Source organism: Mesorhizobium sp. M8A.F.Ca.ET.208.01.1.1 (assembly GCF_004791315.1).
Lineage (GTDB): Bacteria > Pseudomonadota > Alphaproteobacteria > Rhizobiales > Rhizobiaceae > Mesorhizobium.
Window position 1 is genome coordinate 301,665 of sequence record NZ_SRUT01000002.1, and the last position, 24,560, is coordinate 326,224.

The following is a 24,560-nucleotide window of genomic DNA, read 5'->3' on the forward strand; positions in this document are numbered from 1 at the left end:
GAACGGGTGGCTGCGGACCTCTAATTGGGTATCTTGCCGCCCAGCTCATCCTCGATATGGGCGCGGATGATCTCGTCGAAACTCTTCTCGGCGCTGAAGCCAAGCTCCCGAGAGCGCCGCGCCTCGAACCGGGTCGGCCAGCCCTTGACGATCGCCCAGATCGTCTCGTCTGGCACCTCGCGGATCAGCTTTGCCGTCTTCGATCCGGCGATGCGTTCCAGCGCCTCGATCTGCTCGCCAACGCTGACGGCGACGCCCGGCATCGTCAGGTTGCGGCGCGGCCCGACGGCGGCACCGTCGATGCCAGCCGCATGGATCAGGAAATTCACCGCCGAGCGCGGGCTGGCATGGGTATGCACGACCGAGCGCGGCACCGGCAGGATCGCCTCCTGCCCGCTCAGCGGCTCGCGGATGATCCCGGAGAAGAAGCCGGAGGCCGCCTTGTTCGGCTTGCCCGGCCGCACGCAGATCGTCGGCAGCCTTATGCCGATCCCGTCGAAGAAACCGCGCCTGGAATAGTCGGCGAGCAGCGCTTCGCTCATCTGCTTCTGAGTGCCGTAGGAGGTCAACGGCGTCGGATGGAAGTCGTCCGGTATGACATCCGGGAACGGCGCGCCGAACACCGCGATCGACGAGGTGAAGACGACGCGCGGCGCGAATCCGCCCAGGCGGATGGCGTCGAACAGCGCGCGCGTGCCGTCGAGGTTGACGCGGTAGCCGAGGTCGAAATTCGCTTCCGCCTCACCCGACACGACGCCGGCGAGATGGAAGACGACATCGGGACGTGATGCGACCAGGCTCTCCGCGGCGCCTGCTTCGGCAAGGTCACCCGTGTGCAGTGCGACGCTGACGCCGTCCATGGCCGGCGCCTGCGGTGGCACGATGTCGTGCAGATCGAGCGCGGTGATCTTCTTGCCCCGCAGCGTGCCGTCCTTGGCCAGCCGGGCGATGAGCTTGCGGCCGACCATGCCCGCGGCGCCAGTGATCAGAATGCGCATGTCCGATATCCCTTACTTGTCCCGATTATTACGCTGGGTGCGCGCGCGCAGCCAGAACACCAAGAAAAACGCCAGCACGAAGACGGTGCCGAAGATACCCGCCAGCACGGTCGAAAAACTGCCGAGTGCCAACATCATGGTCGGCAGGTAGAAGGCTGCAATGCCGAACACAAGCATGATCCAGACCGCCGCGATGGCCGCATTGCGCGTGTCACGGTCCATCATGCCGCACCGGAGCGGCGGTCGTTGATCGGGCTGAGTTTCAAAGCTGGAGAACTCCTGAGGCAGGTCCGATCGATGGTCATCGGTCGGACCTAGTGATAGTGGCCGTGATGCGCAGCCGCATCGTGCCCATGCTGATGCTCATGATCGTGGTCGTCACCATCGTCGGCGCACTGGCCGAATTCCGGTTCCACGGTGGCATGGCTGATGCCGTGTTCGCTGGCAAGCCGCTTCTTGATGGCGCTGACGGCCTGATGCGCATCGACGCCCTCGTTGAGGCACGCATGCAGCGTCGCCATGCTGCTTGTCCCGTCGATCGACCAGATATGCATATGGTGCACTTCGCGCACACCCTGGACCGTTGCCTGGATGTCCCCGGCGATCAGGTCGCGGTCGAGGCGCGGCGGTACGCCTTCGAGCAGGACGTGGGCGGCGGCACGCATCAGCGACCAGGCGGTGGACAGGATCAGCAACGAGACCAGCACGGACAGGATCGGGTCGATCGGCGTCCAGCCGGTCGCCAGGATGACCAGTGCCGCCACGATCGCGGCTGCCGAGCCGAGCAGATCGCCAAGCACATGCAGGATGGCGCCGCGCATGTTGAGGTTGTCTCGATCGCCGCCATGCAGCACCAGGAAGGAGCCTATGTTGACCAACAGGCCAAGGATCGCCACCACCAGCATCGGTCCACCCAGCACCGGCGCCGGTGTCTGCAGGCGATCCCAAGCCTCGTAGACGATCCACAGCGCGATGACGAAGATGGCGATGCCGTTGGTGTAGGCCACCAGCGTCTTGACCCGGCCGAAACCGTAGGTGAGCTGGCCGGTCGCCGGGCGGCTTGCCAGATGAAAGGCATACCAGGCCAGGCCGAGCGCGATGGCGTCGGCGAGCATGTGGCCGGCATCGGCCAGCAGCGCCAGTGACCCCGTAAACAGACCGCCGAGCGCCTCGGCGACCATGAAGCCGGCGGTAAGGCAGGCCGCGATCAGGACGCGCTTCTTGTCGGTCGAGCCATGCACATGGCCGGCGCCATGGTCATGCCCGCCGTGATCGTGGGTATGCGACAAATGGCAAACTCCCGTTAGGCGCCGAATTCCGCGCGAAAATCCTCGAGCCGCCTCTTCTGCTGGCCGTCGCCATCGAAATTGGCCGGATCGAGCCAAGCTTCATAAGCCTTGCGCAGAGCCGGCCATTCCTTGTCGATGACCGAATACCACGCGGTGTCGCGGTTTTCACCCTTGACGATGAGATGCTGGCGGAAAATGCCCTCGAACTTGAAGCCGAACCGTTCCGCCGCGCGCTTCGACGGCTCGTTGCGGTTGTTGCACTTCCATTCGTAACGGCGATAGCCGAGTTCGTCGAAGATGTATTTCATGAACAGGAACTGGGCTTCCGTCGCCGCCGGCTTGCGCGAGATGAGCGGTCCCCAATAGATATTGCCGATCTCGATGACGCCATAGGTCGGATCGATGCGCATCAGCGTCTGGCGTCCCGCGATCTTGCCGCTGGCCTTGTCGATGACGGCGAAGAACAGCGGATCCTCGCTCGCCTCCACCTTATCCAGCCATGGCTGGAAGGCAGCGCGGGTTTCCGGCGGATAGTCGGGCAACCAGGCAAAGCGGCCACCGACGTCGGATACGGACGAGGCTTCGTAGAGACCGTCGCCGTGCTTCGCGGCGTTCAGCGGCTCGAGCCTGACGGTCCGTCCCTCCAGCACCTTGCGCTCGGGCCGAGGACGTGGCTGCCAGTTTTCAAGATTTTCCGTCACCAGAATCTCCAATCCGTTGACTTTTGCGAGCGGACGCTCACAAAAACGCTGCCGCAGTGTAAGAACCACAGGGACGGGAAAAATGCTCCACACGATTTCGGCCTTCGACCGTCTCGGCGAGGAAAATGCATTCGCGGTGCTGGCGCGAGCAACGGCACTTGCCCAACAGGGCCGCGACATCGTCAACCTCGGCATCGGCCAGCCAGATTTCAAGACGCCGCAGCACATCGTCGAGGCGGCGATCAAGGCACTGCGTGACGGTCACCATGGCTACACGCCGGCCAACGGCCTCTTGGCAACGCGCGAGGCGGTGGTGCGCCGCACGCTGACCACCACCGGCGTCGAGGTCTCGCCCGAGGCGGTGATGATCATGCCCGGCGGCAAGCCGACCATGTTCGCCGCCATCCTGATGTTTGGCGAACCGGGCGCCGAGATCCTCTATCCCGACCCCGGCTTTCCCATCTACCGCTCGATGATCGAATTCACCGGTGCGACCCCCATTCCCGTGCCGATGCGCGAGGAGAACGGCTTCGCCTTCTCGGCGCAAGAGACGCTGGCGCTGATCACCTCGAAGACCAGGCTGTTGATCCTCAACTCGCCGGCCAATCCGACCGGTGGCGTCACGCCCCGGGCCGAGATCGAAAAACTGGTAAAGGGGCTGGAGAAGCACCCCGGTGTCGCGATCCTCTCCGACGAGATCTACGACGTCATGACCTATGACGGCGAGACGCATTGTTCGTTGCTCGGCTTTCCCGAGATCCGCGACAGGCTGATCGTGCTCAACGGCTGGTCGAAGACCTGGGCGATGACCGGCTGGCGCATGGGCTGGTCGATCTGGCCGAACGGCGACAAGGGCGCCCATCTCTACGACAAGGTGCGCAAGCTGGCGGTCAACTGCTGGTCCTGCGTCAACGCGCCGAGCCAGTTCGCCGGCATCGCGGCCATTGACGGTCCGCAGGACGATGTCGACAAGATGATGCGCGCCTTCGACAACCGCCGGAAGATCGTGGTCGAAGGCCTGAATGCCTTGCCAAACATCTCCTGCATCACGCCCAAGGGCGCCTTCTATGCCTTCCCCAACGTCTCGAAGACCGGCTGGAAGGCCAAGAAGCTCGCCTCGGCCCTGCTCGACGAGGCCGGTGTGGCGCTGATCGGCGGCCCCGATTTCGGCATTCTGGGCGAAGGCTATATCAGGCTGTCCTACGCCAACTCCGAGGAGAACATCCTGCGCGCGCTGGAGCGGATCGGGGCGTTCCTCGCCAAGTGAGCTTCAAAGCGGCCCGCTGCCCTTCCGGATTATTTGCGGCTGGCCGCCATGGCGGTGTCATGAGCCGTCGGGAGACGCGTGGTCAAGGCTGGGCGCAAATGCCGAGAACAGCTACGGTTTTGGGATCAAGATCCAACCGAGGTGCCCCTCAATGTTCTATGCAATCCTTGCCTATCACGTGGAAGATGCGATCAAGGCGCTGACGCCGCAAGAGGATGCGGCACTGATGGCTGAGTTGCTGAAGATCAACACCCGGCTTCGTGACGAGGGCATCCTTGGACCGTCCGCGCGTTTGGGGGCGACACGGGATGCCTGCACCTTGCGCGGCCCGGGCGACGGCGTGATCATCGACGGCCCTTTCGCCGAGACCAAGGAACAGTTGCTCGGCCTCTATGTCGTCGACTGCGCCACGAGGGACGCGGCCATCGCGATCGCCCGTGACCTTCGCAGGGTCAATCCTACCGCCGTCTACGAGATCAGGCCGATTCTACTGTTCAAGCCCGGCGTGCCGTTGGCGGGCAAATGAGCCGGCGGCGAAAGCCATGCCGGTGCCCGTCGTTCACCCACGCCCAACGAATGGCATCTTGGTCGCCATCACAGTCATGAACAGCACGTTGGCGTCGAGCGGCAGGCTGGCCATGTGCACCACCGCATCGGCGACGCGCTGGACATCCATCACCGCTTCGGCTGATATCGAGCCATTGGCCTGCGGCACGCCGACGGTCATCGGCTGTGCCATGTCGGTCAGCGCATTGCCGATGTCGATCTGGCCGCAGGCGATGTCATAGGGGCGGCCATCCAACGCCAGCGTCTTGGTCAACCCCGTAATCGCATGCTTGGTCGCCGTATAGGGCACGGAGCCCGGACGGGGCGCATAGGCCGATACCGAGCCGTTGTTGATGATGCGGCCGCCCATCGGCTTCTGCTTGCGCATGGCGCCGAAGGCGGCGCGCGCGCACAGGAACGAACCGGTGAGATTGACGCCGACAATATCGTTCCACACCTCGACCGGGATCTCGTCGATCGGTGTCGACTTGTATCCCATGCCGGCATTGTTGAAGAGCAGGTCGACACGGCCGAAAGCCTCCACCACCGTCTCGAACAGATCGTCGACCTCACCGGCCTTGCTGATGTCGCAGGCAACCGCCAATGCCTTGGCCTCGGTCGGGCCGATCTCGGCGATCGCGGCATCCAGCACCGGCTTGCGGCGCCCGCAGAACACCGTGTTCCAGCCAGCCTTGAGCAATGCCGTGGCGACGCTCTTGCCGATCCCGGTGCCAGCGCCGGTGACGATGGCGGTTTTTTGCTCGGTCATGGCAGATGTCCTCCGGCAGCGCCGCGCGTGCCTGTCTGATTGTCAGTGTTTTGGCTCAAGACAGGAAGGCATCGCAAATGACGGCGGTGATGGCAAGCGCGGCCACCGGGCGACGCGCTCGAAAGGTACGACCTGTTTTTTCGGAGAAATCCCGGCAAGGGCCGACAAAAAGGGCGGTCATTGGCGACCGCCCTGATCTGAACCGGGCTTGGGAGGAGGAAAGCCGATCCGACTGTGTAAAATCATGCGCTTCCTGAGTTAACGAAAAGTTAACGCCGGAAAGGCCCCGCCTCCGTTTTGGCCTACCAGCGCGGGTTGGGCGAGGTCCCAGCCTTTGCCGCCGGCACCTTGGCCGCCGAAACCGTCGCCTCGACATGGTCGACCAGCGCGTCCGGCAGGCCAAGCCGGCCGGCGAGCAGGTCGAGATAACCGCGCTCGGCGCGCGTGTCGGGATCGATGGTGAGGCGCGACGCGGTATAGAGCTCGAGCTTCTGCGCGTCGGTGTGGGCGCCCGCCACCAGCGCGTCGAGGTCGAGCGGGCGCTCCAGCTCCGCCATCAGGAATTTTTCCGCATCGGTGCCGATGCCGGCGAGGCTGAGCTTGCCGGCGATCTTCTGGCGCTCCTCGTCGTCGACATGGCCGTCGGCCTTGGCCGCCGAGATCATCGCCCGCACCAGGGTCAGCGTGAACTCATCCTCGCCTTGCGGCGCCTGCGACGGGTGGAAGGCGGTATCCTTGGGTGGCGGCAGCAATTCCGGCTCGCCGGCGGCGGGCGCCTGCTCCGGTGCGTTGCCGGCCTTGTAGTTCTGATAGGCCTTGTAGGCGAGGCCACCGATGGCGGCCAGGCCGCCGAGCTTCACCGCGGCACCCGTCACCTGCCGGCCGGCACCCGTTCCAAGCAGCACGGCGGCCAGCGCACCGGCGGCCAGCGGATTGTCCTTGGCCATCTGCACGGCTTGCCCGGCCTTGTCGCGGACGGTGCCGCTGGTGCCGGGAACCTGCGAGCCGAGCAGATCGTCGAGAAGCTTCTTGGGATCGAACATCAATGCCTCCAGGATTTGCCCGGCCGAACGGGCGGGTTTCGAACGCCGAAGACGTAGGTCCCGAAGCTTGACATTGCAATGACAGGTGGCCGCTTTGCCCGGCCCGGCCCCTCATCAGGATCCGATGTGTGGTCCCCTGCCCCGGGCTTGCGCGAGCTCGACCTGCCGCTGGCGCTCGGCGTAACGCTTGCGGTCTTCATCCGAGCGGGCATCGAAGCAGTGCGGGCACGAAACCCCGGCGGCATGTTTCGGCGACATCAGGTCGCTCTCCGTCAGCGGATGGCGGCAAGCGCGGCACAATTCAGCACCGCCCTCCGCGAGGCCGTGCGACACCGAAACCCGCTCGTCGAAGACGAAGCATTCGCCCTGCCACAGGCTCTGTTCCGCCGGCACCTGCTCGAGATATTTGATGATGCCGCCCTTGAGATGGAACACATCCTCGAAGCCGAGCGACTTCACATAGGCGGTCGCCTTTTCGCAGCGTATGCCGCCGGTGCAAAACATCGCCACCTTGCGGCCTGCGAGATCCGCCCGGTGCGCTTCCACCCAAGCCGGAAATTCGCGGAAGCTCGCCGTCGCCGGATCGACGGCGCCCTTGAAGGTGCCGATCGAGACTTCATAGGCGTTGCGCGTATCGATGACGATCGTGTCGGGCTGCGAGATCAGCGCATTCCAGTCGCCCGGCTCCACATAGGTGCCCGCGCTTGTCGCCGGGTCGATGGTCTCGACACCCATGGTGACGATCTCGCGCTTCAGCCGCACCTTCATGCGGTGGAACGGCATGGCCGCGGCGCTGCTGAACTTGACCTCGAGGCCCGACAGGCCGTCGATCGTTTCGATGTGCTCGATCAGCGCGGCGATCGCTTCATCGCTGCCGGCGACGGTGCCGTTGATACCCTCATGCGCCAGGAGCAGCGTACCCTTGATACCGCGTCCGCAGCAGAAGGCCGCAAGCGGCGCGCGCAACGCCTCGAAAGCGTCGAGCCGGGCAAAGCGGTAGAGCGCGGCGACGCGGACTGGCTGGGATGGCGCGGGCAGTGTTGTCATTGCCAGAGCAACTAGACGCTCGTGGAAGTCGATTCAAGGTGAAACGGGTTCGGACCGACTGTCATGGCCTTGTCGGGAAAGAACCTTTAAGCTCGGAGGCAACGCGTGACATCGCGCCGCGACCGGTTCCGTGGACAGGGCAATACCCGTCTGCTAATCGGTTGAAATTCGCCTCGATGCGGCCCTCGACAAGGAGAGACAGATGCCCAGCAAGACCGAGAAACTCCTGTCGCTCCTCAATGGCCAGCCGGTCATTCCGGTGTTGAAGATCGCCAATGTGGCGGATGCGGTGCCGCTGGCCCGTGCTCTGGCGCGTGGCGGCTTGCCGGCGATCGAGATCACGCTCAGGACCGCGGATGCGCTCGAAGCGATCCGTCGCGTGGCGGGCGAGGTCGAGGAAGCCATAGTCGGCGCCGGCACCATTCTGGACAGCAAGCAGTTCGACGAGGCGGCCGGTGCCGGTTCGCGCTTCATCGTCAGCCCAGGCATCACCCGCGAGCTTCTGGCGGCCGCCGCCGACAGCCAGGTTCCGTTGCTGCCCGGCGCCATCACGCCGGGCGAGATCATGGCGGCGCGCGAAGCTGGCCTGCGCTTCCTGAAATTCTTCCCGGCCGAACAGTCCGGCGGCATCGCTTCGCTCAAGGCTTTTGCCTCGCCGCTGGCCGACGTCAAATTCTGCCCGACCGGCGGCATCACCGGCAAGAACGCGGCCGACTATCTCAGCCTGTCCAATGTCATCTGCGTCGGCGGTTCGTGGGTGGCGCCCGACGACATGGTCAAGGCCGGCAAGTGGGACGAGATCGAAGCTCTCGCACGCGCTGCCAGCAAACTCGCGAAATAGCCTTTCCGGACGGCACGAAAAAACCCGGATGACTCGCGTCGACCGGGCTCTTTGACTGGCTGGAGCAATTCCAGGAAAAGTGCGTAGCCGTTTTCCCGGGAGAAGCGCGTAGCGCTTCCCCTTGGGAATTGCGTAAAAACAAAAAGTTAGAGCGGGTCAGAGATTCTATCAAACTCAGGGCCGCTCTAGACGCGGTTAGTTGCAGACCTTGACCGTCTCGGTCACCTTGCGATGATGCCGCCAGTGCATCACCATCCTGGTCCTGCAGTGCTTCTTCATGTGCATATGATTGTCGGTCTGACGACAACTGTCTCCGCCTGTGACGGAGCGAGCGCGGCCAATGCCGCCGCCAGTGCCAGAACTGACGCCAGTAGAATTTTTTTCATGAAGATCCCCAGGTTGGAACGGACCCACCTCAACCCGGAAACGGCTGGGCTGTTCCGGCTTCACGAGAAGTTCAGCCGATCCTGCAGGATCAAGGCGCCGCGCGTGTCGTGCCTAGCAAAAAGCCGCGCGGGTCGCCCGGCGCGGCTTCGGCAATATTGTGGCCTGTTCGCTACTTCGTCTGGAAGCGCGCGACCGACATGAACTTGACGGCATTGCCGGTAAAGCGGCTGGCGTCGGCCATCTGGTTGCTCGGCTGGAAGCCGGCCGTATAGACCTCGCTCGGCGGCGTATGCACGATGCTGTAGGCGTAGCCCGGCGCGGTCGTCGCGCTCGAAACGGTGGCGACGTTCTCGCCGCTGGTCAGCGCCCAGCGGGCGGCCTGCGGCGCCGCGGCCACAACCACGGCCCTGGGGCCAGGCTTCTGATCGCGGGCGGTGGCCCTGGCTTCCTTGCGGGTCGTCTTCACGCCGGCGCCGATCGCGGCGGCCGGATCGGAACCGGCAGGACGGGCGGCAACAGCCTGGCGCGGCGACGCCGCATCGACACCAGACGGATCGTTGAACGCCGAACGCGGTTCTTCGGACAACGAGGCCACCTGATATTCGTCGGCGGTGCCGACCTGGGCGTTGGCCTCGTCGAGCACGGCCTTGACGGCATCCGGCTTGGTCGGCTCGGGACGCGCTGTCGGCACCACGGAGAAGGCGTCCGTCGCGGTCTTGCCCTGGTCGGCCGTTTCGGCCAGCGCCATCAGCACATCCTTGCTGGGCGGCGGCGCGAGATCGGCCGGCAGCGAGCGCTCGGGGCGCCATGTCGGCAGTGGGATGTTGTTGAGGGCAACCTGCGCTGGATCGGCAGCCGCGGCTTCCGCGATCGCTGCCGGATCGGACTTGCCGAAAGGCATGTTCGCCGGTGCCTGCGCGGTCGCCACTGCCTGTCCGGTGGTGGCCGTGGCGTCCGCCATGGCGAAGGGAACATTCTCAGGTGGCTGTGCGCCCACATCGGCCTTCGGCCGCGGCGCGAAATCGGGCAGCGGGATTTCCTTGGCCGGCAGCGCCGCGATAATCGTCTCCGGCGTGTTCTTCTCCGGTTCCGGAGCCTGCTCGTCGGCAACCTGCGGAATCTCGGCGCGCTGGGCATTCTCGGGGGCGACGATGGCGATACCGGGCAGGTTGCTGCTCTTGGCGGTCGCGGCCGGCTTCAGATTTCCAGCCTTCGGCGCAGGCGCGGCCGAGGCGGTCTCCACGTCGGCACTGTCGTCGGCCTCATCGGCGCCACCGCCGCCGAAGAAGGCAGCGAGGAATCCGCCGGATTTCTTGCCGCTGCCGCCAGCGCTGGCCATTTCGATATTCGGTGTCCCGGAACCCTTGCGCGACTTGTAGGAGGCGAGCGCCTGTTCATAGCCGGGCAGCGGCCGGCCGTCGCTCGGCACATGCAGCGTCTTGCCATTGGGGAACAGGCTGACCAGTTCCTGGCGGCTGATGCCGGGCCAGTGGCGCACATTGCCGACATCCATGTGGACGAATGGCGACCCGGAAGTCGGGTAATAGCCGACGCCGCCGCCCTGCATCTTGAGGCCGATGTTGCGTAGCTTCTTCAGCGGCACGCCGGGAATATAGAAATCCATCGCCTTGCCGAGCATATGCTGGCTCTTCTCGGCGACACCACGGCTGCGGCTGCGCAGCATCGAATTGGTCGACGGCGAACGGTAGCCGCAGACGACCTGGATATAGTCGGTGGCGCCGCTTTCGCGATACGCCTCCCAGACCAGATCCAGCAGACGCGGGTCCATCTTGGTCGGCTCGTTGCGGCGCCAGTCGCGCAGGATGATGTTAATCTTCCTCAGGCCCTCGGGAACGTAGCGGCCATTGCGCTTGTAGACGATCTCCGCCTTTTCGTGCGTGTGGAGGTGGTAGAGTTTCAGCGAACGAACTTCGGCCTGGGCGCCCGTGGCGGCCGCGGCAACAAAACCAAATGCGACAATCACCGCCGCCAACCATCTCGGCCAGACGCTCAAATGATAGTGCCGCCCGTTTGTGAGTCGTTCGATTCTGTTCAAATCAAAAGGCCTTGCAGGCTGCCGTTTGTCCCCGGATTTGCCCAAACGGACGTGTCGTTTTCACATCCGAATATCGATCCTAATGGTTAATCATCGCTTATTGAAGCCAAAATGCGGTAACACCGTGGCGATATCCCGTCAAAAATTGTCCGCACGGTTTCTTGGTAAACCGCTGGTTTAGATCAGGATTCCGGCTTTGGCCGAACACGATCTGTTACCATTGGCCTCAATGCGTGAACAACACCCAATCGAGTGCCGCCTCCGACTCGCCATAGTCCGGGGAAGGCACTCTGTCAGCCCCTATAATGACGAGGGAAACTGGTCCCGGCCTTGCGGTTCAGGAAGCAAGCCTGTCGACGCGGCCGGTTTCCGGGTCGATGCCGTATTCCTTGAGCTTGCGGTAAAGCGTCGAGCGGCCGATGCCGAGCCGGCGGGCGACCTCGCTCATCTGGCCGTTGTAGTGATCGATGGCGAGCTTGATCATTTCGAGTTCGACATCGGCCAGCGCACGCACATTGCCGCGCTCGTCGAGCGCCCGCAGCGTGCCGAAGCGGGGCTGCGCCCCGGCCGGATGCACAGGTGCCGGAGCGGCCTCGTCGGGGACAACGTCTTCATCGCGCGGCGCCAGCGAAGGGGCAGCCCCGCTTGCTTCCAACGCGTCGTCCGCTTCGAGATTGACGGTCCCTTCCACCTGCGCCCGGATCTGCGGAAAGTCATCCGCGCTCAACACATCGCCTTCGCACAGCACCGAAGCGCGGAAGACGGCGTTTTCGAGCTGCCGGATGTTGCCGGGCCAGTCATAGGCCTGCAGCACGCCAAGCGCCGCCGCCGAAATGCCCTTCAGCCGATGGCGCGGGTCGGCCGGCGCCACCTTTTCCATGAAATGCGTGACCAGATGGGGAATGTCGTCGCGGCGGTCGCGCAGCGGCGGCACGAAGATCGGGTAGACGTTCAGCCGGTAGAACAGATCCTCGCGGAACTTGCCGTCCTTGACCTGCTGCAGGAGGTTGCGGTGCGTCGCCGAAATCAGCCGGATGTCGACCTTGACGGTCGAGCGGCCGCCGACCGGATCGACCTCGCCCTCCTGGACGGCGCGCAGCAGCTTGACCTGCACGTCGAGCGGCAGGTCGCCGATCTCGTCGAGGAACAGCGTGCCCGTATGCGCCTCGACGAATTTGCCGGTGTGCTTGTCGGTGGCGCCGGTGAACGAGCCTTTCTCGTGTCCGAACAGGATGGATTCCACCAGATTGTCGGGAATGGCGCCGCAATTGACCGTAACGAAGGGTTTCGAGCGGCGGTCGCCGCTGCCCTGGATCGCACGCGCCACCAGCTCCTTGCCGACGCCGGATTCGCCCTCGATCAGGATCGGAATGTGGGAAGCCGCCGCTTTCTGGCCGAGGCGTATCACCCTGTCCATGGCCGGACTATGGGTGATCATGTCCCTGAAGGTCAGCAGCCCGCCGCGTTTGCGCGACGTGCGCTTGACCTCGTCCTCGATCGCTTCGACCTTGAGCGCATTGGAGATCGAGGCCTGCAGCCTGTCGGGCGAAGCCGGCTTGACGACGAAATCGAAAGCGCCGTGGCGCATCGCCGAAACCACGGTTTCGATGCCGCCCTGCGCGGTCTGCACGATGACCGGCACGCTGATGTCGCGCTCGCGCATCGCCTTCAGCACGCCGATGCCGTCGAGACCGGGCATGACAAGGTCGAGGATCACAACCGAGACATCGCGGGCGGCAGGCCCGTCGAGAACTTCGAGGCCGGCCATACCGCCATCGGCGACGATCGCGGTATGGCCGAACCGCGTCACCGCCGCCTCGAGCAGCCGGCGCTGCACGGGATCGTCATCGACTATGAGTATGGAACCTGTCATGACTGTCTTGGTCTGCCCGCGCCCGAATTCCCCATGGATCATCTTGGCACAGGGTTCTAAATAAGGTTTCAAAAAACCCGGTGAACGAATTCCTTAGGATTTGACCGGCTTCTCCATTCCCGTTGAGTCTGGCTCGCTAATTCCAGCCACTTGATTCGAAGCGGCCAGTCGATTCAAACAAGGCCGGTTGATTCAAAGAAGGCCAGTTTGGTTCAAAGAAGGTATTTCGATGCGCGTGATGTTTGATCGGCGGATTGCGGCGCCAGCGTCCGGTCAGGGCGCGGCCGGGCTTGGCGATCTGCCGGAATGGAATCTCGCCGACCTTTATGCCGGCATGGAGGCGCCGGAACTGAAGCGCGACATTGCCGAAGCGGCCGCCGACGCCATCGCATTCGAGGCCCGCTGGAAAGGCACGCTCGCCGCCGAGGCCGGGCGCGGCAGTGCCGGCCGACTGGGCGAGGCGCTGGTCGCCTACGAGACGCTCGAGGAACTGATCGGCCGCATCGTCTCCTATGCCGGCCTCGTCTATGCCGGCAACACCGCCGATCCGCAGCGCGCCAAGCTCTATGGCGACATCCAGGAGAAGATGACCGACGCCAGCGCGCATCTGCTGTTCTTCGCGCTCGAACTGAACCTGATCGACGATGCGGCGATCGAAGGCGCGCTGGCCAGCGACCCCGCCTTTGCGCATTACCGCCCGTGGGTGCTCGATCTGCGCATGGACAAGCCCTATCAGCTCGAGGATCGCGTCGAGCAGCTTTTCCACGAAAAATCGATCACCGGACGCGGCGCCTGGAATCGCCTGTTCGACGAGACGATGACCGATCTTCGCTTCGATATCGACGGCGAGGAACTAACGCTGGAGCCGGCCCTCAACCGCCTGCAGGATGCCGACGGCGAGGTCCGCCGGCGCGCCTCGGAGGCGCTAGCCACCACCTTCCGCAAGAACCTGCGCACCTTCACGCTGATCACCAACACGCTTGCCAAGGACAAGGAAATTTCCGATCGCTGGCGGGGCTTCGAGGACATCGCCGATTCACGCCACCTCGCCAATCGCGTCGAACGCGGCGTGGTCGATGCGCTGGCCACCGCCGTGCGCGAGGCCTATCCGCGCCTGTCGCACCGCTACTACGCCATGAAGGCGCGCTGGCTCGGCATGGAGGTGATGAACCACTGGGACCGCAACGCGCCGCTGCCGGAGACGCCGCAGGCGGTGATCGGCTGGGACGAGGCCAGGAACACGGTGCTGTCGGCCTATCACCGCTTCTCGCCCGAGATGGCCGAGATCGCGCGCACCTTTTTCGACCGCAACTGGATCGACGCGCCGGTGCGCCCGGGCAAGTCACCCGGCGCCTTTGCCCACCCGACCGTGCCATCGGCTCACCCCTATGTGCTGCTCAACTACATGGGCAAGCCGCGCGACGTGATGACGCTGGCGCATGAACTCGGGCACGGCGTGCATCAGGTGCTGGCCGCCGGCCAAGGCGCGCTGATGGCCTCGACGCCGCTGACGCTGGCGGAGACGGCATCCGTCTTCGGCGAGATGCTGACCTTCCGTTCGCTGCTCGAGCGGACCACCGACCGGCGCGAGCGCAAGGCCATGCTCGCCCAGAAGGTCGAGGACATGATCAACACTGTGGTGCGCCAGATCGCCTTCTATGAATTCGAGCGCAAGGTGCATGCCGAGCGCCGCAACGGCGAACTGACATCCGACAGGCTCGGCCAGTTCTGGCTGGAGGTTCAGGCCGAAAGCCTGGGACCGGCGATCAAATTGCGCGAGGGCTACGAGGTGTTCTGGACCTACATCCCTCATTTCATCCACTCGCCCTTCTACGTCTATGCCTATGCGTTCGGCGACTGCCTGGTGAACTCGCTCTATGCGGTCTACCAGAATGCCGAGCGGGGCTTTCAGGACAAATATTTCGATATGTTGCGTGCCGGCGGCACCAAGCATCATTCGCAGCTTCTGGCGCCTTTCGGCCTCGACGCAACCGACCCCGCCTTCTGGCAGATCGGGCTCGGTGTGATCGGCGGCCTGATCGACGAACTGGAAACGCTGGACGATTGAGACGCCTCTGGTCGGGCAAGAACAGTTTAGCCGGAATGCATGTTTGGGCCTCGCTATTCTTGCCCTAAATATTTGTTCTTGAAGAACTCTCCACGGACGTTTTCCCATAGCTTTCCGCAAGCTCTATGGTAGCTTTCCTTTAAGCTCAGCCGGAGCGCATGCGGATCGGCGAGGGAAAGTCTCCGCCAGCCGTGCGCTCAGGCGAACGCGACAAGGCCGTTGGCCATGGGCAAGCAAAGCCGATCGCCGACAGCTCGAACCGAAGCCGGCTGTTCCGTGTATCAGCGGAACCATCATCGAGTAGTCCCTCGCCGAAGGTCATGACCCGCGGCAGACGGATCTGACTGGAGAGAGACAATGGGCACTTTTTTCTACGTGGTCCTGGCGTTCCTGGTAGGCGTGTTGGTCGGCTGGTTCATCTGGGGGCGTCTGCGCGGAGAACTCGACAGCCTGCGCGGCGACCTCGATCGCACCCGCAGCGAGCGCGACAAGCTGCGCGCCGACAGCGACCGCCTGACCGGCGAACTCAATGCATGCGGCAAGACCCGCTCCGACCTCGAGCGCCAGCTGCGCGAAGCACAGGCCTCGGGCGCCGGCGGCGCAAAGGCGTCAAGTCAGCCACCGGCAGCCCTGATGTCGACGCCTGCCGTTGGTAAATCCGCTCCGGCGACAGCCAAGCCAGCCGCGGCGAAGGCCGCGCCGGCAAAAGCGGCGCCGAAGCCCGCCGCGGCCAAATCCGCAACCGCTTCGGCACCGGCGGCCAAGGCACCGGCGGCCAAGGCTCCGGCGGCCAAGGCTCCGGCGAAGACCTCGGCCGCGCCCAAGGCAGCGCCCGCCGCCAAAAAAACGGCACCGGCAGCTGCCAAGCCGGCGTCGGGCAAGCCCGACAATCTGCGCCGGCTGATCGGCATTGGCCCGGTCAACGAAAAGCTGCTCAAGGCGCAAGGCGTCACCACCTTCGCCCAGATCGCCGCCTGGACATCCGCCGACATCAAGCGGATCGAGGACGTGATGAACTTCGACGGCCGCATCGCGCGCGAACGCTGGATCGAGCAGGCCAAGCTGCTTGCCGCCGGCAACGAGGCCGAATTCGCCAAGCAGTTTCCGACGGCCGGAACCGCCAGCAACACCTGAGCGGTGGATCCAGGGATCATGTGAGCGGCGGCGCCAAGGGCGCCGCCGCTTTCTTTTTTGCCGGCAAGGTTCGACCCGGCAAAGGTCGGCTTTGAGGGACAGGGTGCCGTTCCCTCGATTGCGCGCGCACCGCCCCCCATATAGAGCGATCGTCGGCTACATCGATCCCGGTTCCCATGTCCCTGCCCGCCGCAATTTTCCGCAACGACGAAAGCGCGCGCCAGCTCGTTTTCGAGCGGCCGGCCGATATCATCGTCGCGCATGAGGCCAAGGACTTTCCGGCGGCGTTGCAAGCGGCGCAGGCCGCGCACGACGCCGGCAAATGGCTGGCCGGCTATTTCTCCTATGAGGCCGGTTACCTGCTCGAGCCGAAACTCGTTCCCGTGCTGCCCGGCCGGCGCCGAGCCCCGCTGGTCTGCCTCGGGGTCTTCGATGCTCCTGATGAAGAAGCCGTGCCGCCGCCAAGCCCGCCCACCAATGGCCCGATCTTCGATGCAAGGGCGACGTGGTCGTTCGAGGATTACGAGAAGCGGTTCTCGCGGCTGCACCGGCACATCAGGCAAGGCGATTGCTACCAAGGCAACCTCACCTTTCCGGTGCACGCGCAATGGTCGGGCGATCCGCTCGCCGCCTTCGACGCGCTGACCGAACGCCAGCCTGTGAAATATGGCGCGCTGATCGCGCTCGGCGATCCCATCGTTCTGTCGCGCTCGCCCGAACTGTTCTTCGAGATCGATGCGGCGGGGAGGATCGAGACGCATCCGATGAAAGGTACCGCACCGCGCGGCGCAACCAGGGACGAGGACGAGCGGCAGAAGAATTTCCTGCGTAACGACGAGAAGAACCAGGCCGAAAACCGGATGATCGTCGACCTGCTGCGCAACGACATATCGCTGATCAGCGAGGTCGGCACGCTGGAGGTGCCGGAATTGTTCCGCATCGAGACCTACCCGACCGTCCACCAGATGGTGAGCGACGTCAGGGCCAAGCTGCTGCCCGGCCTCGGCATACGCCAGATCTTCGCGGCGCTGTTTCCCTGCGGCTCGATCACCGGCGCACCGAAGATCCGCGCCATGGAGATCCTGCGCGATCTGGAGGGCACGCCACGCGACGTCTATTGCGGCGCCATCGGCTGGATCGCACCCGGCGGCACGATGCGCTTTTCCGTGGCGATCCGTACCATCTCGCTCTTTGCCAGCGGCGAGGCCATCTACAATGTCGGCGGCGGCATCGTCTTCGATTCGGTCGCGGAAGAGGAGTACCAGGAGTGTCTGCTCAAAGCCCGCTTCGCGACGGGGACACCGCCGGTTTCGAGCTGATCGAGACCATGCGCTGGGAACCCGCCTCGGGTTTCCTGCGCCTCGATCGCCATCTTGCGCGCCTTTATGGCTCGGCGGTGGAGCTGGGCTTCAGCTATGATCCGCAAAAGGTCGGCGAGGCCCTGAGCGGCGCGGTCAACCGATCGCCCATCGCCATGCGCACGCGGCTCGCTCTGTCGCGCAATGGCGAGACCAACGCCTCTGCGCAACCCTATGAACCCCTTGCCGCCGACAAGGTGTGGACGCTGCGGCTGGCACGGACGAGGCTCGATTCGAGCAACATGCTGCTGCGCCACAAAACCAGCCGGCGGCAGCTCTACACCAATGCCCGCTCCGAATATCTCATCACCCAGGCCGATGAGGTGCTGCTCGCCAATGAGCGCGGCGAGATCTGCGAAGGCACGATCACCAATGTCTTCGCCGATTTCGGCGACGGCATCCTGGCGACGCCCCGACTCGATTGCGGCCTGCTGCCTGGCGTATTGCGAGCCGTGCTTCTGGATGAAGGCCGCGCCAGTGAAGCGATCTACAGCTTGGATGACCTGAAATCCGCCAAAGCGCTGTTCGTCGGCAATTCGCTGCGCGGACTGATCCCGGCAAGACTGATCTGAGGCATGACGTCCCTACCCGCCCACACGCCCTATGATGGCTCGTCGAAACTCTTCACCATCGGGCTGAAGCCGCTCGACCCCGCGAACTGGATCGAGGTCGACGGTCACCTGCTACCCTATCTCGCCGAGAAGCGCCGGCTCTATGCCGAGATCCCCGAGCGGGTTTTCGTCGAGGAGGACGGCACGCGCGCCGCCCAGCAGGAGGTGCTCGAATTGCTCGGCGCCTACCTGCCGGAAAGATTCCCCGACATCCACCGGCGCGGCGATGCGGGCGTTGAGGTCATGGGCGTGACGGGCCGTCCCACGATCCCCTCCAACCTCGCCGCCGCTCCCTTGGTCGCGGCCTCGCTGCTTGTCCAGGAAGACCTCATCCTCATGCGCCGCGACGACAGCGGCTGGCGTCTGGCCGCGGGTTCGCTGTGCTTCCCTTCATCCTGGGCGCTCACCGAAAAATTCGGCAAGCCGCTGCAGCAGATCCACGAGCCGGTGCCGGGCTTCGGCCCGGGCACAAGGCCGGCCGACCTCATCAACCGGATGTTCGATGGCCTGCAGGGCCAGGCGGTCGAGCGTTACAATTGGTCGATCCAGTCAGGGGACGCGCTCTACCATCCGCTGTCCAATGTCGAGCGCATCGACCGCGCCACCAGCCGGCCGACACGTTTCCCCGACGGTGACGTCAAGGCGCACGCCTTCATTCGGGTGGAGCGCCAGACGCTGCGCAAACTGCCCGCCTCGCGCGATATCCTGTTCACCATCCGCATCCATCTCGACCCGCTCGCCGTGCTGGCGCGGCACCCGGACCGGGCGACGCTGGCGGCGTCCTTCGCCGCCCAACTCGAAGCGCTCGATATCGCCCAGCTCGACTACAAGGGCCTGACATCGGATCGCGATCGGCTGATCGCTGTCCTTAACCACATGGCCAAGGACGCGTAGTCGCGGGTTGGCGCTTTTCGCTGGTTTATGACAATGATCTGTGATGTAGCGCATGGCCGTTGGGCGAAAATGCCCGGCTTTTGCACGGGGTTGCTCGGCTTTTGCACGGAGTTGCCCGGCTTTGCACGCAGTTGAAGGAGTGCTCGATAAAATGGCGAATGAAAACTGGCCCGTTTACGGTGAGATCACCGGCCCCGTGGTGATGATCGGCTTTGGCTCGATCGGACGCGGAACGCTGCCGCTCATCGAACGCCATTTCAAGTTCGACAAGTCGCGCATGACGGTCCTCGACCCGCGCGATACCGATCGCAAGCTGCTCGACGAGCGCGGCATCGCCTTCGTCCAGGAAGCGGTAACCGAGAAGAACTACAGGAAGCTTTTGACGCCGCTTCTGACGAATGGCGCAGGCCAAGGCTTTTGCGTCAACCTGTCGGTCGACACCGGCTCGGTGGACCTGATGCGGCTCTGCCGCAAGCTCGGCGTGCTTTACATCGACACCGTCGTCGAGCCCTGGCTTGGCTTCTATTTCGACGCCAAGGCCGACAATGCCAGCCGCACCAACTATGCGCTGCGCGAAGCGCTGATCAAGGAAAAGCACGACAAGCCCGGCGGCGCGACGGCAATCTCCACCTGCGGCGCCAACCCCGGCATGGTGTCCTGGTTCGTCAAGCAGGCGCTGGTCAATTTGGCCACCGATCTCGGCATGGAATTCTCCGAGCCCGCGCAGGACGACCGGGAGGGCTGGGCGAAACTCATGAAGAAGGCCGGCGTCAAGGGCATCCACATCGCCGAGCGCGACACCCAGCGCACCAAGAAGCCCAAGCCGATGGATGTGTTCTGGAACACCTGGTCTGTCGAGGGCTTCATCTCCGAAGGATTGCAGCCGGCCGAGCTCGGCTGGGGCACGCACGAGACCTGGATGCCGAAGAACGGCAAGAAGCACAAGCACGGCTCCAAGGCCGCGATCTACCTGGAGCAACCGGGCGCCAACACGCGCGTGCGCTCCTGGTGCCCGACATCAGGCCCGCAATATGGCCTGCTGGTGACGCACAATGAGTCAATCTCGATCGCCGATTTCTTCACCGTGCGCTCCAAGAAGGGCAAGGTTCAATACCGCCCGACCTGCCACTACGCCTACCATCCCTGCAACGATGCGATGCTGTCGCTGGACGAGATGTTCGGTGCCGCCGGCAAGCCGCAGCCGGTGCACCATGTGCTGGACGAGAACGAACTGGTCGACGGTGTCGACGAACTCGGCGTCCTGCTCTACGGCCACGACAAGAATGCCTACTGGTACGGTTCGCAGCTGTCGCTCGCCGAGGCGCGCAAGCTGGCCCCCTATCAGAACGCCACCGGCATGCAGGTCACCTCGGCGGTTCTGGCCGGCATGGTCTGGGCGCTGGAAAATCCGGCCGCCGGCATCGTCGAGGCCGACGAGATGGACTACAAGCGCTGCCTCGACGTGCAGTCGCCCTATCTCGGACCGGTCAAGGGCTATTATACCGACTGGACGCCGCTCGACAGGCGCCCGGGCCTCTTCCCGGAGGACCTCGACCGCAGCGACCCGTGGCAATTCCGCAACATCCTCGTCCGATAGCATCGCGCGGACCCTATGCCATTGCCTTGCAATCGCCCGGAAATCGGGCGATTGAAGGGATGCGGCCTGGAGTGGCGAGTGCGTCCCGTTGGACGCATAAGCACACCCCAGCACTTTGGACGTTCGCGTCGCGCTTTCCAGAAATCGGCCCGATTTTTGGACCCGACGCGTTTGGAGAGGATTTTATATGACTATTGCGCGCAAAGTTCTTTCTATGGGCGTGGCGGGCGCCGTTGTCTCGATGCTCGCTGCCTGTACCACCAGCGGCCCCGGCGAGCCGCCGATGGCAACCACGCCGAAAGGCGTCGAGGGGTCCTGGATCGATGCCAAGGGCACCGGCCTGTCGACCTTCAACGGCGGCAAGTTCACGACCGTCGCTACCGACACCGGCCAGAAGCTGGCCGATGGCAGCTACACGATGACCGGCGCCACTTCGGTGCAGATCAACGGCACCTCGCTGATCCGCCAGACCGGCGTCAGCTTCAACTGCCTGCTGGTGTCGACCAGCCAGCTCAACTGCACCAGTTCGGGCGGCCAGAATTTCGTGCTGACGCGACGCACCTGAACCCCGCGAACATCCGCTTGCTCAAGGACGGCGGCCATTGGCCGCCGTTCTTTTTATGCCGGCAAAGCTCACCTGGATTTCTGCTTGCGTCGGCTGGAACGCGATGGGAACATGATCGAAACGCTGGCTGTTATATCCCAGTCAAGTAGGGGCGTTAGACGCCTCGGATCAGCCTGCCGGGAGACGAAGATGAAGAAGCTTGCCGCCATTGCCGCCCTTTCCGCGTCGACGCTTGGCCTGTCGGCCGGCGTATCCTTTGCCGACTACACACTGAACATCCTGCACATCAATGACTGGCACAGCCGCATCGAAGGCAACAACAAATATGAATCGACCTGCTCGGCCGAGGAGGAGACCAAGGGTGAGTGCATCGGCGGCGCCGGTCGGCTGATCACCGCGATCGCCCAGGAACGCAAGAAGCTGGAAGGCCAGAACGTGCTGTTGCTCAGCGCCGGCGACAATTTCCAGGGTTCGCTGTTCTACACCACCTACAAGGGCAAGGTCGAAGGCGAGTTCCTCAACGACATGAAGTTCGACGCCATGGCGCTCGGCAACCATGAATTCGACGATGGCGAAACGGCGTTGGCGCCGTTCCTCGACATGATCAAGTTCCCCGTGCTCGGCGCCAACGTCAAGGCCAACGCCCAGTCCAAGCTCGGCGACCGCGTCAAGCCGTCGATCGTCGTCGAGGTCGGCGGCCAGAAGATCGGCATCATCGGCGCCGTCACCAACGACACGCCCGAACTCGCCTCCCCCGGCCCCAACATCACCATCGAGGACGACGTCAAGTCGATCACGGCGGAGGTCGACAAGCTCAAGGGCGAAGGCGTCAACAAGATCATCGCCGTGACCCATATCGGCTATAACAGGGAGCGCGACGTCATTGCCAAGATTCCCGGCATCGATGTCGTCGTCGGCGGCCACAGCCACACGCTTCTGTCCAACACCGACCCGAAGGCGGCTGGACCCTACCCGACGATGGTCGACAACCCCGGCGGCTACAAGGTGCCTGTGGTGCAGGCGGCGTCCTATTCGAAATATCTCGGCGAGTTCAAGGTCGTGTTTGACGACAATGGCGTCGTCAAATCGGCGAGCGGCGACCCGATCCATCTCGACAAGTCGATCACGCCCGATCCCGCGGTGCTCGCCCGCATCAAGGAGCTGGGCGCGCCGATCGAGGCTTTGAAGAACAAGGAAGTGGCCGAGACCACCGACGTGATCGACGGCAGCCGTGAGAACTGCCGCGCCAAGGAATGCGCGATGGGCAACCTCGTCTCCGACGCCATCCTCGACCGCGTCAAGGGACAGGGCGTCGAGATCGTCATCTCCAACGGTGGTGGCCTGCGCGCCTCGATCGACAAGGGCACCGTCACCATGGGTGAGGTGCTGACCGTGCTGCCGTTCCAGAACACGCTGGCGACCTTCCAGATTTCCGGCAAGGACCTGGTCGCCGGGCTCGAAGGCGGGCTCAGCCAGATCGAGGACGGCGCCGGCCGCTTCCCTCAGGTGGCGGGCCTCAAATATTCCTTCGACAGGTCGGTCGCGCCCAATGCCGGCCGCGTCAAGTCGGTGGAAGTGATGGAAAACGGCGCCTGGACGCCGATCAATCCCGACAAGGACTATCTGGTTGCCACCAACAACTATGTCCGCCAGGGCGGCGACGGCTACAAGGTGTTCGCCGAAAAGGCCAAGAGTGCCTATGATTACGGCCCCGGTCTCGAACAGGTGGTTGCCGACTATCTAGGCGCCCACCAGCCCTATACGCCGAAGCTCGACGGCCGCATCACCGAGATCGCGGCGACGGTCGCGGCGGCGCCTGCCGCCGAGCCGGCAAAGCCTGCCGAACCAGCAAAGCCCGCGGCGCCGGCACCGGCCGAGGCCGCCAAACCGGCTGAACCGGCAAAGCCCGCCGATGCCGCACCGGCGATGCCTGAACTGCCTGCCAACTCAGGCGATATCGCCAACACGCCGCCAGCCATATCGACGGAAAACGCGCCTCCCCCGCCGGCCCCGCCGGCACCTGCCGAACCGGCAAAGCCTGCCGAGGCCGCCCCAGCCCCGGCGGCACCCGCGCCCGCCGAGCCGGCAAAGCCCGCTGAAGCCGCGCCGGCCACTGGCAGCCATGTCATCGTGACCGGCGACACCTACTGGGATCTGGCGAAGAAGGCCTATGGCGACGCGACCAAATGGAAACTCATCTATGAGGCGAACAAGGGGCAGAAGCCTCACCGGCTTCCGATTGGCGGCACGCTGACCATCCCGCCGAAATAGCCTTCGCTTCGAAGCCTGGAATACACCACCCGCCCGGGAAACCGGGCGGGTGTCGCTTTTTAAGGCTAAGGTGCGGCCAGACGCAGCATTGAAAGCCTGCGCAAGATGGTTAGGTTCGCGCCATCCGGAGAACCCTTATGACGCTTTCTTCCTCGATAGATGCCGACGCCGCAAAGGCGGTTGGCCCGCTGCCGCCAGGCCATCCACCGGTCAGGACGGGCAAGGTCGGCGTCATGCTGGTCAATCTCGGCACGCCCGACGGCACAGAATTCAAGCCGATGTGGCGCTATCTGCGGGAATTCCTGTCCGACCCGCGTGTCATCGAGCTCAACAGAGCGATCTGGTATCCGATCCTCTACGGGTTGGTGCTGACCACGCGACCGAAGAAGTCGGGCGCCAACTACGCCAGGATCTGGAACCGGGAGAGGAACGAGTCGCCGCTGCGCACCTACACGCGCGCGCAATCCGAAAAGTTGACCGAGGCATTGCGCGGCCTGCCCGGCGTGGTCGTCGACTGGGCCATGCGCTACGGCAACCCTTCCACATCAAGCGTCGTCGAAAGGCTGGTCGCGCAAGGCTGCGACCGCATCCTGTCGCTTCCGCTCTACCCGCAATATTCGGCCACCACCACCGCAACCGCCAACGACCAGCTGTTTCGCGCGCTGATGAAGATGCGCCGCGCGCCGGCGATCCGTAGCGTGCCGCCCTACTATGACGAGCCGGTCTACATCGAGGCGCTGGCAGCTTCTATAGAGCAACATCTGGCAACGCTGGATTTCGAGCCGGAGGTGGTCATCACCTCCTATCACGGCATCCCGAAACCCTATTCCGACAAGGGCGATCCCTACCAGGCGCAGTGCCTGGAAACGACGCGGCTGCTGCGCGAAAAGCTCGGCTGGGACGAGAACAAGCTGATCACCACCTTCCAGTCGCGTTTTGGCGCGCAGGAATGGCTGCAGCCCTATACCGACAAGACGGTGGAGAAACTCGCCAAGGACGGCGTCAAGTCGATCGCCATCGTCAATCCCGGCTTTTCCGTCGATTGCATCGAGACGCTGGACGAGATCGGCCGCGAAGCTGCCGAGACCTTCCATCATGCCGGTGGCGAAAAATTCGCCCATATTCCTTGCCTCAACGACAGTCCGGAAGGCATGGCGGTGATCGAAGCGATGGTACGGCGCGAGCTGTCTGGCTGGGTCTGACGCCGGAACCACCGCCACTCCGGGGCGTTGACGCGCACCTTCC

Annotated in this window: 21 protein-coding genes; 12 read left to right on the top strand and 9 right to left on the bottom strand. The window is 64.1% G+C overall.

Going from position 1 to position 24,560, the window contains the following annotated elements; translation table 11 throughout:
- Window positions 1-20: 20 nt before the first annotated feature.
- From denD to EN851_RS12025, 4 genes are all read right to left on the bottom strand, one after another.
- The gene (gene denD, locus EN851_RS12010; protein ID WP_135929292.1) at window positions 21-998 is read right to left on the bottom strand and encodes a D-erythronate dehydrogenase; all 978 of its coding nucleotides are present in this window, start codon (window positions 996-998) and stop codon (window positions 21-23) included.
- A 12-nt stretch (window positions 999-1,010) separates the two neighbouring features.
- On the bottom strand, window positions 1,011-1,223 hold the full coding sequence (locus EN851_RS12015; RefSeq protein WP_127869897.1) for a hypothetical protein: 213 nt from the start codon (window positions 1,221-1,223) through the stop codon (window positions 1,011-1,013).
- Window positions 1,224-1,312: 89 nt separating this feature from the next.
- Window positions 1,313-2,287, bottom strand: a complete 975-nt coding sequence (locus tag EN851_RS12020; RefSeq protein ID WP_135929293.1) for a cation diffusion facilitator family transporter — start codon at window positions 2,285-2,287, stop codon at window positions 1,313-1,315.
- A gap of 14 nt (window positions 2,288-2,301) precedes the next feature.
- Window positions 2,302-2,988, bottom strand: a complete 687-nt coding sequence (locus EN851_RS12025) for a GNAT family protein (RefSeq protein ID WP_127275851.1) — start codon at window positions 2,986-2,988, stop codon at window positions 2,302-2,304.
- A gap of 82 nt (window positions 2,989-3,070) precedes the next feature.
- Between EN851_RS12025 and EN851_RS12030 the strand changes: the two genes are divergently transcribed.
- A complete protein-coding gene (locus EN851_RS12030) occupies window positions 3,071-4,255 on the top strand; it encodes a pyridoxal phosphate-dependent aminotransferase (protein WP_127275850.1) in 1,185 nt (394 codons plus the stop codon).
- 151 nt (window positions 4,256-4,406) lie between these two features.
- A complete protein-coding gene (locus EN851_RS12035; protein ID WP_127869900.1) occupies window positions 4,407-4,781 on the top strand; it encodes a YciI family protein in 375 nt (124 codons plus the stop codon).
- A 33-nt stretch (window positions 4,782-4,814) separates the two neighbouring features.
- Here the strand turns inward: EN851_RS12035 and EN851_RS12040 are convergent, their stop codons facing one another.
- The 3 genes from EN851_RS12040 to EN851_RS12050 all read right to left on the bottom strand — a co-directional run bounded on the left by EN851_RS12040 (window position 4,815) and on the right by EN851_RS12050 (window position 7,660).
- Window positions 4,815-5,570 carry an SDR family oxidoreductase gene (locus tag EN851_RS12040; RefSeq protein ID WP_127275848.1) on the bottom strand — a complete coding sequence of 252 codons (756 nt, stop codon included), beginning with the start codon at window positions 5,568-5,570 and terminating at the stop codon, window positions 4,815-4,817.
- Window positions 5,571-5,872: 302 nt separating this feature from the next.
- The gene (locus EN851_RS12045) at window positions 5,873-6,613 is read right to left on the bottom strand and encodes a tellurite resistance TerB family protein (protein WP_135929294.1); all 741 of its coding nucleotides are present in this window, start codon (window positions 6,611-6,613) and stop codon (window positions 5,873-5,875) included.
- 114 nt (window positions 6,614-6,727) lie between these two features.
- Entirely contained in the window at window positions 6,728-7,660 is a 933-nt protein-coding gene (locus tag EN851_RS12050) for a rhodanese-related sulfurtransferase (RefSeq protein ID WP_135929295.1), read from the bottom strand.
- Between the two features lie 202 nt (window positions 7,661-7,862).
- Here EN851_RS12050 and EN851_RS12055 point away from each other — a divergent pair, with 202 nt between their 5' ends.
- Window positions 7,863-8,501, top strand: a complete 639-nt coding sequence (locus tag EN851_RS12055; RefSeq protein ID WP_127276952.1) for a 2-dehydro-3-deoxy-phosphogluconate aldolase — start codon at window positions 7,863-7,865, stop codon at window positions 8,499-8,501.
- Window positions 8,502-9,057: 556 nt separating this feature from the next.
- Here EN851_RS12055 and EN851_RS12065 read toward each other — a convergent pair.
- Both EN851_RS12065 and EN851_RS12070 read right to left on the bottom strand, forming a co-directional pair.
- Window positions 9,058-10,872 carry a DUF882 domain-containing protein gene (locus tag EN851_RS12065; RefSeq protein ID WP_245520734.1) on the bottom strand — a complete coding sequence of 605 codons (1,815 nt, stop codon included), beginning with the start codon at window positions 10,870-10,872 and terminating at the stop codon, window positions 9,058-9,060.
- 409 nt (window positions 10,873-11,281) lie between these two features.
- Window positions 11,282-12,817 carry a sigma-54 dependent transcriptional regulator gene (locus EN851_RS12070; RefSeq protein WP_135929297.1) on the bottom strand — a complete coding sequence of 512 codons (1,536 nt, stop codon included), beginning with the start codon at window positions 12,815-12,817 and terminating at the stop codon, window positions 11,282-11,284.
- 229 nt (window positions 12,818-13,046) lie between these two features.
- On the opposite strand from EN851_RS12070, the gene EN851_RS12075 reads away from it, so the two are divergent.
- From EN851_RS12075 to hemH, 9 genes are all read left to right on the top strand, one after another.
- Window positions 13,047-14,885: a M3 family oligoendopeptidase gene (locus tag EN851_RS12075; RefSeq protein WP_189521836.1), complete on the top strand. Its 1,839-nt coding sequence runs from the start codon at window positions 13,047-13,049 to the stop codon at window positions 14,883-14,885.
- 357 nt (window positions 14,886-15,242) lie between these two features.
- Window positions 15,243-16,019: a proton-conducting membrane transporter gene (locus tag EN851_RS12080; RefSeq protein ID WP_135929298.1), complete on the top strand. Its 777-nt coding sequence runs from the start codon at window positions 15,243-15,245 to the stop codon at window positions 16,017-16,019.
- Between the two features lie 176 nt (window positions 16,020-16,195).
- A complete protein-coding gene (locus EN851_RS12085; protein ID WP_135929299.1) occupies window positions 16,196-17,338 on the top strand; it encodes an aminodeoxychorismate synthase component I in 1,143 nt (380 codons plus the stop codon).
- The gene (locus EN851_RS12090; protein WP_135929300.1) at window positions 17,287-17,949 is read left to right on the top strand and encodes an aminotransferase class IV family protein; all 663 of its coding nucleotides are present in this window, start codon (window positions 17,287-17,289) and stop codon (window positions 17,947-17,949) included. Before EN851_RS12085 ends, EN851_RS12090 begins: the two co-directional genes overlap by 52 nt.
- Window positions 17,950-17,952: 3 nt before the next feature.
- A complete protein-coding gene (locus EN851_RS12095; protein ID WP_135929301.1) occupies window positions 17,953-18,882 on the top strand; it encodes a DUF3445 domain-containing protein in 930 nt (309 codons plus the stop codon).
- 151 nt (window positions 18,883-19,033) lie between these two features.
- Window positions 19,034-20,479, top strand: a complete 1,446-nt coding sequence (locus EN851_RS12100; protein ID WP_135929302.1) for a homospermidine synthase — start codon at window positions 19,034-19,036, stop codon at window positions 20,477-20,479.
- Window positions 20,480-20,666: 187 nt separating this feature from the next.
- A complete protein-coding gene (locus tag EN851_RS12105; RefSeq protein ID WP_127276968.1) occupies window positions 20,667-21,044 on the top strand; it encodes a hypothetical protein in 378 nt (125 codons plus the stop codon).
- A 189-nt stretch (window positions 21,045-21,233) separates the two neighbouring features.
- Window positions 21,234-23,315, top strand: coding sequence for a bifunctional UDP-sugar hydrolase/5'-nucleotidase (locus tag EN851_RS12110; protein WP_135929303.1), 2,082 nt, complete (start codon window positions 21,234-21,236; stop codon window positions 23,313-23,315).
- A gap of 137 nt (window positions 23,316-23,452) precedes the next feature.
- Complete coding sequence (gene hemH, locus EN851_RS12115) at window positions 23,453-24,517, top strand: ferrochelatase (protein WP_135929304.1); 1,065 nt, start codon at window positions 23,453-23,455, stop codon at window positions 24,515-24,517.
- The last annotated feature ends 43 nt before the right edge of the window (window positions 24,518-24,560 follow it).

Excerpts from the sequence above, each read along its gene's own strand:
- EN851_RS12105 (WP_127276968.1), top strand. The coding sequence starts at position 20,667 with ATGACTATTGCGCGCAAAGTTCTTTCTATGGGCGTGGCGGGCGCCGTT.
- EN851_RS12050 (WP_135929295.1), bottom strand. The coding sequence starts at position 7,660 with ATGACAACACTGCCCGCGCCATCCCAGCCAGTCCGCGTCGCCGCGCTC.
- EN851_RS12015 (WP_127869897.1), bottom strand. The coding sequence starts at position 1,223 with ATGATGGACCGTGACACGCGCAATGCGGCCATCGCGGCGGTCTGGATC.
- EN851_RS12030 (WP_127275850.1), top strand. The coding sequence starts at position 3,071 with ATGCTCCACACGATTTCGGCCTTCGACCGTCTCGGCGAGGAAAATGCA.
- EN851_RS12100 (WP_135929302.1), top strand. The coding sequence starts at position 19,034 with ATGGCGAATGAAAACTGGCCCGTTTACGGTGAGATCACCGGCCCCGTG.
- EN851_RS12075 (WP_189521836.1), top strand. The coding sequence starts at position 13,047 with ATGCGCGTGATGTTTGATCGGCGGATTGCGGCGCCAGCGTCCGGTCAG.
- EN851_RS12080 (WP_135929298.1), top strand. The coding sequence starts at position 15,243 with ATGGGCACTTTTTTCTACGTGGTCCTGGCGTTCCTGGTAGGCGTGTTG.
- EN851_RS12040 (WP_127275848.1), bottom strand. The coding sequence starts at position 5,570 with ATGACCGAGCAAAAAACCGCCATCGTCACCGGCGCTGGCACCGGGATC.
- EN851_RS12070 (WP_135929297.1), bottom strand. The coding sequence starts at position 12,817 with ATGACAGGTTCCATACTCATAGTCGATGACGATCCCGTGCAGCGCCGG.
- EN851_RS12045 (WP_135929294.1), bottom strand. The coding sequence starts at position 6,613 with ATGTTCGATCCCAAGAAGCTTCTCGACGATCTGCTCGGCTCGCAGGTT.
- EN851_RS12035 (WP_127869900.1), top strand. The coding sequence starts at position 4,407 with ATGTTCTATGCAATCCTTGCCTATCACGTGGAAGATGCGATCAAGGCG.
- EN851_RS12055 (WP_127276952.1), top strand. The coding sequence starts at position 7,863 with ATGCCCAGCAAGACCGAGAAACTCCTGTCGCTCCTCAATGGCCAGCCG.
- EN851_RS12085 (WP_135929299.1), top strand. The coding sequence starts at position 16,196 with ATGTCCCTGCCCGCCGCAATTTTCCGCAACGACGAAAGCGCGCGCCAG.
- denD (WP_135929292.1), bottom strand. The coding sequence starts at position 998 with ATGCGCATTCTGATCACTGGCGCCGCGGGCATGGTCGGCCGCAAGCTC.
- EN851_RS12095 (WP_135929301.1), top strand. The coding sequence starts at position 17,953 with ATGACGTCCCTACCCGCCCACACGCCCTATGATGGCTCGTCGAAACTC.
- hemH (WP_135929304.1), top strand. The coding sequence starts at position 23,453 with ATGACGCTTTCTTCCTCGATAGATGCCGACGCCGCAAAGGCGGTTGGC.
- EN851_RS12110 (WP_135929303.1), top strand. The coding sequence starts at position 21,234 with ATGAAGAAGCTTGCCGCCATTGCCGCCCTTTCCGCGTCGACGCTTGGC.